Below are 12,194 nucleotides of genomic sequence, written 5' to 3'. Positions count from 1 at the left end.
TTTTTTTGAAAATTACTTACACAAATGGTTTTAATTTATGACCAATTGTTGTACATTACAAAGCGTAGGGTACAGAGGTAAGATGTTCTATCTTATAGACCTTTTGTTTCACGTTATTGGATTAAGCTGATTCAGTCGCCCCAGCCAGTGTTTGGCTGGGGCGTTTTTTTATCTGATCTAAATAAGATTTTTATCACAAATATAAACCCGATTCTCCTTGCTACATGATTCTATTGTGACTAGAAGACCTTGGTTCATCTTTCTATCGCTGCAATGGTGTTTAGTAATTTAAACTAAATTTGTAATAAAAATTCATTTATCTTGTTCATTTTCATTACCTAACGGTCAATCAAACGTCAGTACTGTTCAAATGCAGTAGTAAAAGTGATGACAGAATATTTCAGAGCCTATGATTTAATATTCGTAATGCTTAGGGGGATATTATGGAAAAGATTTCACGACCCCACTCCACAAGTGAGGTTGCTTAAGGTTATAGCTATCTATGATGGATAGCGAAGGTACTTTGCTTACTCTTCATTAATTTGTGGCGTTACGGCAGGTGCAAACCACTGGTCAAGTTTATTGCTCAGAATGTCTACGCCAATACCTTTTAGAGATGAAAAAGCTGCCACGCTTACGTCTCCACCAAAACTAACTGCCTCATCTTTTATTTTCAAAACTTGAGCTTTACGTGCACCACTTTTGAGTTTATCTGCTTTGGTCAGAAGAACTTGTACTGGGATACCACTGTCCACTGCCCAATAAATTAATTGCTGGTCAAGGTCCTTCATTGGATGGCGAATGTCCATTAGAACGACAAGTCCTTTTAGACATTGGCGTTTCTGCAGGTATTCACCCAAAGATTTTTGCCACTTCTTTTTCAATTCTAGCGGAACTTGGGCAAAACCATAGCCCGGAAGATCAACAATATGGCATCCTTCTGTCACCTTAAAAAGATTGATCAGTTGTGTTCGGCCTGGCGTTTTACTCGTTTTTGCTAAACTTCTTTGGTTAGTTAATCGATTTAACGAGCTAGATTTACCTGCATTGGAACGTCCTGCGAACGCAACTTCGATTCCCTCATCTTCAGGCAGATGACGTATATCAGGTGCGCTGGTGATGAAATGGGTGTTTTGATAATGAATTTTTACGCTCACTGTTAACTCCATCTCGACTTTGTGTCGTCGATTGATTACTTTTATATGAAAGTGTGTAAAATAACCGTGCTCGGCATAAGGTCGCCTATTATATCATGAGTGACTACGCAGAGTGGTACTGGAAGCTTGATAATTATAATGGAATGTCATGAAGAAATTAGCGCTAATCTTGAGTCTTTTAGCCAGCTGCTCTGTATGGGCCCAAGGTAGTATCGAAGCTGGAAAAGAAAAATCTCAAACCTGTGTTGCTTGTCATGGTGCTGACGGCAATAGTCAACTCGCGATGTACCCTAAAATCGCAGGTCAACATGCTAAGTATATTGAGAAGCAGCTTAAAGACTTTAAGTTGGGTATGTCCAGCAGCGGTAAGCAGGGGCGTTATGACCCTGTCATGAGCGCTATGGCTATGCCTTTGTCTGAGCAAGATATGAAAGATCTCGCATTATACTACTCATCACTCTCGATCTCGAATAATACAACACCAGAAGACGTTGTGCAAAAGGGTAAGGCCTTATATACGGCTGGTGACATGGATCGGGGTCTTACTGCATGTACTGCTTGTCATGGCCCTCGTGGTAATGGTACTGAACTTTCGGGTTTCCCTAAAATATCCGGTCAACATGCTGAATACATCAAATCCCAGCTAGAAAAATTCCGTGATGGTAAGCGTGGTAATGATATGAACGGTATGATGCGTGATATTGCGAAGAAACTGACTGATGAAGATATCGACAATTTATCTAAATATGTTGGTGGCCTACATTAACTTTTACTCATTTGCTCGAACCACTGTACAGAAAAAGCCCAAGACATTTATTGCCTTGGGTTTTTTCGTATGAGATGAGTCACAGTAGTTATGGTTCTCGATCTGCGGATCTTTCTCGTTACTTTGTGAGAGATCGTCATTTATTCTTACGTGGCTTTTCTTATGATTAAAAATAAGCATATGAAAAATAAATAAATAATATTCACTTTAACTTGATTGATGTTTTTTTTCGTTATGTAGATTGCTTCAAGTTTGTGAAAAGTTAGAGTGGTCATATCGACAGAGCGCTAAAAGTGAAATACTTGTACTAATAAAGTGATTAGTCATTAATTGCTTTTAGCTTTCAGGAAGTGAAGTAAGCAGGAAGCTTACATGATAAGGATGGTCATTTTGTCTGAGGGCTTAGACAATGAAAAGGACCAGGCCAAGGATGGGTCCAGAGACAGGAAGTAAAAAGGATAGTTAAAATTCACTAGGACGGTGAAAAACAAACTTTTTAGCATGGAAAGCGCGAACAACAAATGGACATTTAGTGCACGTTCTTCGTGCAATATTTTGGCCGCAAGGCAATTTTAAGACTTTAGAAAGCGATGAGATTCTCTTATCGCTTTTTTTATATTTTACTCCGTCTAATTCAAAGGTAGATCTATTCTAGCTTTGGCTTACTGTTCATCTTTTGCGTTGTAGTGATAATATTTTTCACAACTGATGATTATTTGCCCAATAATACTCCACTCTCCGGCCACTTTCTGGTATGTTTCGCATCCCTGTTTGAGGATGTCATCATGGATCACTGCCCACTTTGCAGCAGTTCTAGACTGCAATATTATTACGAAGATAAGCATCGAGCATATCTTCAGTGCCAGCAGTGTGACTTAGTATTTGTGAATTCTGTTCAACGATTGGATGCAAAGGCTGAAAAAGCCCACTACGATCTGCATGAGAACGATCCAAATGATGGTGGCTACCGTACATTTTTGTCTAGGGTTGCAGATCCAGTGATAAAACGTATTGAGTCAAACTCAGAGGGGCTGGATTTTGGTTGTGGCCCTGGTCCGACACTGTCTTTGATGTTTGAAGAACAGGGACACAAGATGTCTTTGTACGATATTTATTATTACCCGGATACCGAGGTATTGGAACGTACTTATGACTTTATAACTGCCACAGAGGTGATTGAGCACTTGTATCACCCAGGTAGAATATGGCAGCAATGGTTGAATTTAGTTAAGCCAGGTGGCTGGATTGGTCTGATGACTAAGATGGTGATTGATGTTGAAGCGTTTGCTAGATGGCATTATAAAAATGACCCTACTCATGTGGTCTTTTATAGCCGCAACACGTTTGAGTATCTGGCCGAGCGGGATAAGCTCAAACTTGAATTTATTGGTAATGATGTAATTTTACTGAGGAAGATCCAGTAATGAGCCGTAACAAAAAAATCAAATCAGGTGGTAATGGAGACCTGGTTGTCGTTCGTAATCGCACCCAAGCTGACGTAGAGGGTCGTTTGCGTAAAAAAGATAAGAAGCGTAAAGGGTTGAAAACGGGTAACCGCAACGTTGAAGGAAAAGATCAAAAACACCAAGCTGAAGGCCAAATGCGTGATCCGCGTTTAGGGAGTAAGAAAAAAATCCCATTAGTTGTTGAGGCTGAGAAAAAAACAACTAAGGCTGAGCGTCGTCGTAGTGCAGAGAAAGAGCTAGATTTACTGGAAAGTGATGCTCAATTAAATGTGTTACTCGATCGCCTTGATAATGGTGAAAGCTTAGGTGCTGGTCTACAAAAGTATGTTGATGAAAAACTTGCGCGTATCGAAGTTTTGATGAAGCAGCTAGGTATCTATCAAGAAACTGAAGATGAATTAGTTATTGCTGATGATGCTGCGCCAACTGAGAAGAAAACAGCGAAGAAATATTCTTCTGATGATGAGTTACTCTCGCAGTTTGAAGATTTGGATTTGAATCAGTTTAAAGGGTAGGACAATTGATGAATGTAACCTTGTTAGCCATTATTGGTGGAGTGATTATTTTCACTTTAGCACTATACGCAGGTTACCTTCTGCTCCAATTGAAGAAGCAAAAGGAATTGCAACAGCAGCATACTAAACTTGCGATTGATAAGCGCAATGCTAATATTTTTGAAAATGTACGCATTCTTTGTATGGCAGGTATTCAGGGGCAGTGTGATTTGTCGGAAATTAGCATCCGTGTTTACAATATTATGGACTATGTTCAGGGGGAGGAGCGTGTTGATTTTGATAAAGAGTTTCCAGCGACAGCAGAGCTTTATTATATAGTAAAAGACATGGCACGTAGTGAAGATCGGCAGCAATTGGTGAAGAAAGAACGCATGAAACAAAACCTTGCACGCCACAAAGCTGAATCTCGCCTAGAACAAACAATAATTGAAGAACTTAAACAGCTACAGAAAAAAGTTCAACCTTTGAATAATCAAATCAATATTCAGATGGTCTAGCGTTAGGCATCATATTCTTAATAATTACCTTTCAATTGGTTAGTGACCAAGTTATCAGTTTTAACTATTAGTGTTCTTAAAGTGTCATACATCTCTACGCTCTGCCACTGTGTATGGAAAAATAGCCAGAAAAATAGCGCGGTTAACCAAGCCGCCTACCAATGATAATCTTAACGGAAGGACACCATGTCTCAATTAGCCGCCGTAAGCCAGCAAATAGTTTGGGATCAAGCATTACTCGATAAATATAACTATGCTGGCCCGCGTTATACGTCTTATCCTACTGCATTGGAGTTTCACGAAGCATTTACTATTGCTGATTATGACGCGGCTTGTACTGAGTATCCAGAGCGGCCCTTGTCACTTTATATCCATATTCCTTTCTGCCACAAACTTTGTTACTACTGTGGATGTAATAAGGCCATCACACGTCATGCTCACAAAGCGGATCAATATTTAGATGTATTAGAGCAGGAAATATTTACTCGGGCATCATTACTGCACGGGCGTAGGGTGACACAACTGCATTTAGGTGGTGGTACGCCGACATTCTTGTCCAAGCAACAAATTAGCCGATTAATGAGTACGCTACGGACGGAGTTCAATTTTAGAAGTGATGCTGAAATCAGTATTGAAGTTGATCCTCGAGAGATAGAATTGGATATACTTGATCACCTTAAGGCAGAGGGCTTTAACCGCTTAAGCATTGGGGTTCAAGATTTCAATAAAGAGGTTCAAAAACTGGTCAATCGTGAGCAAGATGAAGCCTTTATTGTTGCTATGGTAGAGCGTGCAAAAACACTTGGCTTTCGCTCAACTAACTTAGATCTGATTTATGGCTTGCCTAAGCAAACTAAAGAACGATTTGTTAACACATTGTCCCAAGTATTAGCAATGCAACCAGGGCGATTGTCTATTTTTAACTATGCACACATGCCTCAGTTGTTTGCTGCTCAGCGTAAGATTAAAGATGAAGATTTGCCAAACGCGGAAGAAAAGATGGCGATTCTTCAAGAAACGATTTCGACACTGACTAATAATGGTTATCAATTTATTGGTATGGATCATTTTGCAAAGCCCGACGATGAGCTGGCTATAGCTCAACGCAACGGAATTTTGCACCGTAACTTCCAAGGTTATACTACTCAAGGTGAATGCGATTTGGTTGGCTTTGGTGTATCCGCCATTTCTATGGTTGGAGATGTATATACTCAGAACCAGAAAGATCTTAAAAAGTATTACCAACAGGTGACTTCTCAGCGGCATGCCTTATGGAAGGGGTTATCTCTTGATAGTGATGACTTACTACGACGTGAAGTTATTAAGCAGCTAATTTGTAATTTTAAACTAGATACAGTAATGCTTGAATCAGAATTTGATATTCAATTTAACCACTATTTTAAAGATGATATTGAATTACTACAGACATTCATTGAGGATGAATTAGTCGAAATGGATAAAAAGGAGATCCGAGTGACGCTCCGTGGCCGTCTTCTGATTCGCAACATCTGTATGTGTTTTGATAAGTATTTACGAATCAAGGCTCGTCAGCAGCAATTCTCCAGAGTCATATAGCCCCCCAGTTCTTTATTCGTATTTAGTGGAAACTAGGAGGCAATATATGTATGTTGTGCTACGTCCCACAAAGCTTTGATTAATGGGTTGTCCCATTGTGAACGTTTGCAACATACACCCAGTTTAAATGGTTTAATTGAGGTCACTTTCAGCCGGTGAATTTTTTCTTTTACTGGGCTATTGTTGATCACCACATCAGGGGCGATAGCGACACCACAGCCTAGAGCGACCATACTAACAATTGCTTCATGTCCTGAAACCTGAGCATAGATGTTTGGCTTTATTTTCATCGATTTAAACCAAGTATTGGCTCGTTCTCTTGCGGTACCTGATTCTGGGACAATAAAGGGGATCGAGCTCCAATCAGGCTCACCCTCTTGTAATGCATGAGTAAAGCTACTTATTCCAGCTGGTGCGATGACAGATAGTGGGATTTCGCCAATCGTTTCAAACTTAAGTTTGGCTGGCAGTGTGTCAGGTTGGGCTGAAATTGCGACGTCCACTTCATCGCTCAGTACTTTATTGATTGCTTGAGCGGGATCTCCTGTGGAAAGTTTGAACTCGATAAATGGGTGTCGCAGGCGAAACTCAGACAGTAACTCTGGAAGGTGGCTATAGCTGGCTGTAACAGAGCAAAATAAACGAATTTCCCCTTTGAGTTCTTGCTCACCATCTTGTACTTGAGAGTAGAAACTTTGCCACTCGGTTATTATTTTTAGTGCAACTGGCATTAGCTTCTTAGCTGCAGGGGTTAGTTCGACGCTGCGGTTATCGCGCACAAACAATTCTTGCCCTGTTTCCGATTCCAGTTTTTGTATTTGTCGACTCAAGGCTGATGGACTGACATGCATGGCTGAGGCCGTTTTAGCAAAGCTTTTACTATCACACAACTGAATAAAAAGTTGTAAGCGCTTTATGTTCATAAATAGGTGGTCCTAAGTTGCAATTTTTGCAATGACTAATTGTGAATATATCACTTTAAGCAATTTGGTGTCTGTTTTAGTATCGAGAGATTCGGTAATTAAGTGCCGACTTAGGCGGATACATATTTAAAGGAGAGCCCTAACATGGCCAACTATTTCAATACATTAAACTTGCGTGAGCAGCTAGATCAACTTGGTCGCTGTCGCTTCATGGATCGCAGCGAATTTGCAACAGAAGCTGATTACCTTAAAGGTAAGAAAATCGTGATTGTTGGCTGTGGTGCTCAAGGTCTGAATCAAGGCTTAAATATGCGTGATTCTGGTCTAGACGTGTCTTATGCATTACGCCAAGCAGCTATTGATGAGCAGCGTCAATCTTTTAAAAATGCCCAAGAAAATGGTTTTGACCTTGGTAGTTATGAAGCGCTCATCCCGCAAGCTGACTTAGTTGTCAACTTAACACCAGATAAGCAGCATACTAATGTTGTGCAAACGGTTATGCCGCTGATGAAAGAGGGAGCAGCACTTGGTTATTCTCATGGCTTCAATATCGTTGAAGAAGGGATGCAGATCCGCAAAGACCTGACCGTGGTTATGGTCGCACCTAAGTGCCCAGGTACAGAAGTTCGTGAAGAATACAAACGTGGTTTTGGTGTTCCGACATTGATTGCTGTACACCCAGAAAATGATCCTAAAGGTGAAGGTTGGGATATTGCTAAAGCATGGGCAGCAGGTACAGGTGGACACCGTGCAGGTTGCTTAGAGTCGTCATTTGTTGCTGAGGTGAAGTCGGATTTAGTGGGTGAACAAACTATCCTTTGTGGTATGTTGCAAGCAGGCTCTATTGTCAGCTATGAAAAGATGGTTGCTGAAGGGATAGATCCAGCTTATGCAGGTAAATTGATTCAATACGGCTGGGAGACGATCACAGAAGCGCTTAAGTTTGGTGGCATTACACATATGATGGATCGCCTATCAAACCCAGCGAAAGTCAAAGCATTTGAACTTTCAGAACAGCTTAAAGATCTCATGCGTCCTTTATACAATAAACACATGGACGATGTTATTACTGGGCACTTCTCTAGCACTATGATGGCTGATTGGGCTAATGATGATGTTAACTTGCTGGGTTGGCGTGCAGAGACCGGTGAAACTGCATTTGAAAACTATCCAGCCAGTGATGTTGAAATTTCTGAGCAAGAATACTTCGACAAGGGTATTTTGTTAGTCGCTATGGTGCGTGCAGGTGTTGAGTTAGCATTTGAAGCCATGACTGCGTCAGGCATTATTGATGAGTCAGCGTACTATGAGTCTTTGCATGAACTACCACTGATTGCAAACACAGTTGCACGTAAGCGTTTGTACGAAATGAATGTAGTCATCTCCGATACAGCTGAATACGGCAATTACCTGTTTGCCAACGTTGCAACACCGCTATTACGTGAGAAATTTATGCCCTCAGTTGGCACTGATATTATTGGCAAAGGTTTAGCAGAGACATCTAATCACGTAGACAATGCTACCTTGATTACTGTCAATGAAACTGTTCGTAATCATCCAGTTGAGTACATTGGTGAAGAGCTACGCGGTTATATGACAGATATGAAACGTATCGCGGTAGGCGGCTAAATAATTAGATTGAAGGTGATAATATTAAGCACCTTCTGGTAGTAATGACTCCAGACAGACTGGAGCAATAAATACAAAATGAATACACAACATCTAAAGCAAAGGCTTGGTCTCATTGACCAAGCCTTTTTATTTTGGGTAGTAGGCGTTGTGGTACGGTTTATTTCTCCGCTAGCTTATCTTCCAGAGCGGTTAGCTTTTGCTCCATCACGGTCAGTTTCTCGCGAGTACGCATAAGAACTTGAGTCTGAACATCAAACTCTTCACGGCTGACAACGTCTAGTTTATTAAGTTGGCCTTGAATAACTTGGCGAATTTTTTGGTCGACGTCTGCACCCAACTCTTTGACTGGAGTTGGCATGGAGTCATGAATTTGTTTCGCTATTTGTTCTAATTTTTTTGGGTCAAACATGTGAAAACTCCTGTACGTTTGTTTCTATTCTATGTAATTGCTTGGAGAAAGTCGCTATTGGGTCAAAATTATTAGCTGATAGAAGTAAGAAAGGCCACCTTGAAGGGTGGCCTAGTATTCGAGTGCGAATTTACTTTTTGTCAGTTAGTTGGCGATGAGCCGCTTTTGCTTCATCGATACGAGCCAGTTTTTCCAAATCTTTGTCTTCTACAAATACTGGAAGTGGCTTATGTTTCTCTGCAAGGTAACTGTATATGACAGGCAAAACAAATAGAGTAAACAAAGTACCGATTGCAAGCCCTGCAACGATAACAATGCCTATACTAAATCTCTGGGCAGCGCCTGCTCCTGAAGCGTACATCAGAGGTATGAGGCCTGCTATCATCGCTGCTGTGGTCATTAGAATTGGACGCAGGCGCACTTTAGCTGCTTCCATAACGGCGTCTGTTTTACTGAGTTTGTTATGGAGCTGCTCTTCTTTGGCGACCTCACAGATTAATATACCATGTTTCGTTATCAGACCAACTAAGGTAATCAAACCAACCTGAGAGTATATATTCATCGATGCAGCTCCCCATGCAAGAGAAATTAGAGCGCCACAGATTGCTAGAGGAACCGATACCATAATGACCATAGGATCTTTTAATGACTCAAATTGAATTGCTAGCACCAAGAATATAATAGCCAATGCTAAACCAAAGGTAGCGTAGAGAGCGCTGCCTTCAGTCACATACTGGCGAGATTCGCCCATATAGTCGTGGTTGTAGCCGCTTGGAAGCTTGTTGTTTGCCGTGTCCTCGAACCAGTTAATGGCATCACCCATCGCAGTACCCGGAGCGGGTGCTGCACTAATAGTTGCTGAATTAAGTTGGTTGAAGTGAGGCAAAGAACGAGGCTCGGCGACTACATCAATAGTTATCAGATTTCCTAGAGGCAGTGCTTTCCCATCAGCGCCTTTAACATAGTAGTTATTCATTGATTCTGGATTTAGGCGCCATTTACGTTCTACCTGAGGGATCACTTCATAAGAACGACCGTTAAGGTCAATGCGATTGACATAGCCATCAGACATCATGGTGCTAAGTGTGGTACCAATATCTTGCATGGTTACGCCATAAGCGCCCGCTTTGTCTTTATCAATATTGATCTTGATGGTGGCTGAATCGTAGTTGAGATCTAACTCCGAGTATACGAACATTGGATTAGTACTCACTTCCGATAGAACATCAGAGGCGATAGCAAACAAGCTTTCAAAGGCATTGGGTGTAGTGATCACAAACTGAATTGGTAACCCTGAACCTGCTCCTGGTAGCTCTGGCATTTGGAATGCGATTACTGCCATTCCAGGTACCTCTTTAACCAGCTCGGTCACTCGGTTTACTACTTCATGCTGTCCTGCTTCACGCTCACTCCAAGGTACTAAAGAAGCAATACCAAAGGCTTGGTTTGAGCTCGGTACGCCAGTAAATACTTGTGCATACGCTACTTCCTTTTGATCTGAAAGAATGGCGTTAACATCATTCATGGTATTTTGCATAAAGTCCAAGTTGGCATTAGATGGTGCCGTACCCATTAGCATGACAACGCCCTTATCCTCCGATGGTGCCAGTTCACTTGGGATAAACTTAAATAACAGAGGTAAGCTTGCGAACACAATTACTGCAAAGCCAATCATCACAGGGCGGTGCTGCATAACAGCGCCGAGCATTTTTTCATAGCGCAGCGTCATATTATCCAGTACATGGTGAACTTTTTGCTCAAACTTACTTGGTACCTCATTAGCTCTAAGCATCTTAGAGCACATCATAGGTGATAGTGTTAGGGCTATAATACCTGATACAAATACAGCCCCTGCAAGCGTTAAGGCAAATTCCTTAAACAAGGAACCCGTAATGCCTCCCATAAGAGCTATCGGAGCATAGACGGCGCCTAAAGTTAACGTCATGGCGATAACAGGGACAGCGATTTCTCTTGTTCCTATGATAGCTGCTCTAAATGGTGATTCACCGAGTTTGATATGACGGTCTACGTTTTCGAGTACCACGATGGCATCATCAACAACTAAGCCGATAGCCAGTACCATGGCGAGTAGTGTCATTAGGTTCCAAGAAAAACCTATCGCTTGCATTACCATAGCCACGCCAATCAAAGATAGGGGAATGGTAATAATCGGAATGAGAACCGCGCGGAAGGAGCCTAAGAACAAGGTAATAACCACAAGTACAATTAATGCAGCTTCAGCAATAGTATGAATAACCTCATTAATTGATTCATTAATGGCGATGGTTGAATCGTACATTACGTTCATTTTGATGTTGCTAGGCAGATCTTTCTCTAATTGAGGAAGCATCTGATGAACATCAGCGGCAATATTGATAGGGTTGGCAGTTGGGGCCGCATTGATGGCGGCAACAACGGCTTCTTGGCCATTGGCACTGGCGCGGTATGTATCGTGGCTCTTTTCTAGCGTAACTTTTGCAATATCACCCAAGCGAGTGACTTTACCCACATCAGAGCTAACTACTAAATTCTTGAGCTCCTCTTCATTAGAGACTTGGGTATCTGCGCTGCCGTTATAGAGAACAAACTCACCAACCGCCTGACCTGCTGCTGATTGATAATTATTGGCATCCAAAACGCCCATGACATCATTTGCGGTTAAGCCAAATGCGGCCATCTTAGCAGGGTCAAGCCAGACACGCAGCGCGTATTTAAGCCCGCCATAAAGGTCGATTTTAGACACGCCATTAACAGTAAAAAGTTGTGGGTTGACCACACGCTCAAGATAGTCTGTGATTTGGCTGGATGAGAGTTCGTCGCTGGTAAAACCAATATACAAAACCGCGGTCGTTGAACCTGTCGACATGGTTACGGTCGGATCCTCAGCTTCTTTGGGGAGCTGAGAGCGGACCGAATTGGTTTTTGCCAGAATATCAGACAGTGCTGAGTTTGGATCGGTATTCAACTTCATATTAACGGTAATAGTTGAGGTACCGAGCTCAGAAGATGAAGTCATGTAATCAATATTGTCTGCTTGTGCTACAGCTTGTTCCAAAGGCTGGGTAATAAAGCCTTGGATCAAATCAGCACTTGCCCCGTAGTAACTAGTCGTAACGGTCACTACGGTATTTGTCATTTCAGGGTATTCGCGTACTTGCATTTTGAACACTGCTTGTAAACCAAGCAGTGCGATCAAAAAGCTGATCGATACCGCTAAAACTGGACGTTTTATAAAAACATCAGTAAAGCGCATG

11 protein-coding genes are annotated in these 12,194 nt (G+C 41.7%); 7 read left to right on the top strand and 4 right to left on the bottom strand.

Annotated features, from left to right (window positions below):
• The first annotated feature begins 82 nt into the window (after nucleotides 1-82).
• Entirely contained in the window at nucleotides 83-130 is a 48-nt protein-coding gene (gene spfP, locus OCV27_RS20930) for a small protein SpfP (RefSeq protein ID WP_479272405.1), read from the top strand.
• A 397-nt stretch (nucleotides 131-527) separates the two neighbouring features.
• Here spfP and yihA read toward each other — a convergent pair whose 3' ends face one another.
• Complete coding sequence (gene yihA / locus OCV27_RS14495) at nucleotides 528-1,157, bottom strand: ribosome biogenesis GTP-binding protein YihA/YsxC (RefSeq protein WP_125320114.1); 630 nt, start codon at nucleotides 1,155-1,157, stop codon at nucleotides 528-530.
• Nucleotides 1,158-1,305: 148 nt separating this feature from the next.
• On the opposite strand from yihA, the gene OCV27_RS14490 reads away from it, so the two are divergent.
• From OCV27_RS14490 to hemN, 5 genes are all read left to right on the top strand, one after another.
• The gene (locus OCV27_RS14490) at nucleotides 1,306-1,923 is read left to right on the top strand and encodes a c-type cytochrome (protein ID WP_125320115.1); all 618 of its coding nucleotides are present in this window, start codon (nucleotides 1,306-1,308) and stop codon (nucleotides 1,921-1,923) included.
• A gap of 785 nt (nucleotides 1,924-2,708) precedes the next feature.
• On the top strand, nucleotides 2,709-3,347 hold the full coding sequence (locus tag OCV27_RS14485) for a class I SAM-dependent methyltransferase (protein WP_185759737.1): 639 nt from the start codon (nucleotides 2,709-2,711) through the stop codon (nucleotides 3,345-3,347).
• Nucleotides 3,347-3,904, top strand: coding sequence for a Der GTPase-activating protein YihI (gene yihI / locus OCV27_RS14480; protein ID WP_125320116.1), 558 nt, complete (start codon nucleotides 3,347-3,349; stop codon nucleotides 3,902-3,904). Before OCV27_RS14485 ends, yihI begins: the two co-directional genes overlap by 1 nt.
• An 8-nt stretch (nucleotides 3,905-3,912) precedes the next feature.
• Nucleotides 3,913-4,401: a DUF2489 domain-containing protein gene (locus OCV27_RS14475; RefSeq protein WP_125320117.1), complete on the top strand. Its 489-nt coding sequence runs from the start codon at nucleotides 3,913-3,915 to the stop codon at nucleotides 4,399-4,401.
• Nucleotides 4,402-4,587: 186 nt separating this feature from the next.
• The gene (hemN, locus tag OCV27_RS14470; protein WP_125320118.1) at nucleotides 4,588-5,976 is read left to right on the top strand and encodes an oxygen-independent coproporphyrinogen III oxidase; all 1,389 of its coding nucleotides are present in this window, start codon (nucleotides 4,588-4,590) and stop codon (nucleotides 5,974-5,976) included.
• A 32-nt stretch (nucleotides 5,977-6,008) separates the two neighbouring features.
• Here hemN and ilvY read toward each other — a convergent pair whose 3' ends face one another.
• A complete protein-coding gene (gene ilvY / locus OCV27_RS14465) occupies nucleotides 6,009-6,899 on the bottom strand; it encodes an HTH-type transcriptional activator IlvY (protein ID WP_125320119.1) in 891 nt (296 codons plus the stop codon).
• A gap of 144 nt (nucleotides 6,900-7,043) precedes the next feature.
• Between ilvY and ilvC the strand changes: the two genes are divergently transcribed.
• Nucleotides 7,044-8,528, top strand: coding sequence for a ketol-acid reductoisomerase (gene ilvC / locus OCV27_RS14460; RefSeq protein ID WP_125320120.1), 1,485 nt, complete (start codon nucleotides 7,044-7,046; stop codon nucleotides 8,526-8,528).
• 160 nt (nucleotides 8,529-8,688) lie between these two features.
• Here the strand turns inward: ilvC and ubiK are convergent, their stop codons facing one another.
• Nucleotides 8,689-8,940 (bottom strand): ubiquinone biosynthesis accessory factor UbiK, encoded by a 252-nt coding sequence (gene ubiK / locus OCV27_RS14455; protein ID WP_125320121.1) that lies wholly within the window; start codon nucleotides 8,938-8,940, stop codon nucleotides 8,689-8,691.
• A gap of 130 nt (nucleotides 8,941-9,070) precedes the next feature.
• Nucleotides 9,071-12,193 (bottom strand): multidrug efflux RND transporter permease subunit, encoded by a 3,123-nt coding sequence (locus OCV27_RS14450; RefSeq protein ID WP_125320122.1) that lies wholly within the window; start codon nucleotides 12,191-12,193, stop codon nucleotides 9,071-9,073.
• Nucleotide 12,194: the final 1 nt, after the last annotated feature.

The organism is Vibrio pectenicida (assembly GCA_024347015.1).
GTDB lineage: Bacteria > Pseudomonadota > Gammaproteobacteria > Enterobacterales > Vibrionaceae > Vibrio > Vibrio pectenicida.
This window is presented reverse-complemented; position numbering and strand designations above follow the sequence as displayed.

Bases quoted from the DNA above. Each gene is read 5' to 3' on its own strand.
- ilvY (WP_125320119.1), bottom strand. From the start codon at position 6,899: ATGAACATAAAGCGCTTACAACTTTTTATTCAGTTGTGTGATAGTAAA.
- ubiK (WP_125320121.1), bottom strand. From the start codon at position 8,940: ATGTTTGACCCAAAAAAATTAGAACAAATAGCGAAACAAATTCATGAC.
- ilvC (WP_125320120.1), top strand. From the start codon at position 7,044: ATGGCCAACTATTTCAATACATTAAACTTGCGTGAGCAGCTAGATCAA.
- OCV27_RS14490 (WP_125320115.1), top strand. From the start codon at position 1,306: ATGAAGAAATTAGCGCTAATCTTGAGTCTTTTAGCCAGCTGCTCTGTA.
- OCV27_RS14475 (WP_125320117.1), top strand. From the start codon at position 3,913: ATGAATGTAACCTTGTTAGCCATTATTGGTGGAGTGATTATTTTCACT.
- OCV27_RS14485 (WP_185759737.1), top strand. From the start codon at position 2,709: ATGGATCACTGCCCACTTTGCAGCAGTTCTAGACTGCAATATTATTAC.
- yihI (WP_125320116.1), top strand. From the start codon at position 3,347: ATGAGCCGTAACAAAAAAATCAAATCAGGTGGTAATGGAGACCTGGTT.
- OCV27_RS14450 (WP_125320122.1), bottom strand. From the start codon at position 12,193: ATGCGCTTTACTGATGTTTTTATAAAACGTCCAGTTTTAGCGGTATCG.
- hemN (WP_125320118.1), top strand. From the start codon at position 4,588: ATGTCTCAATTAGCCGCCGTAAGCCAGCAAATAGTTTGGGATCAAGCA.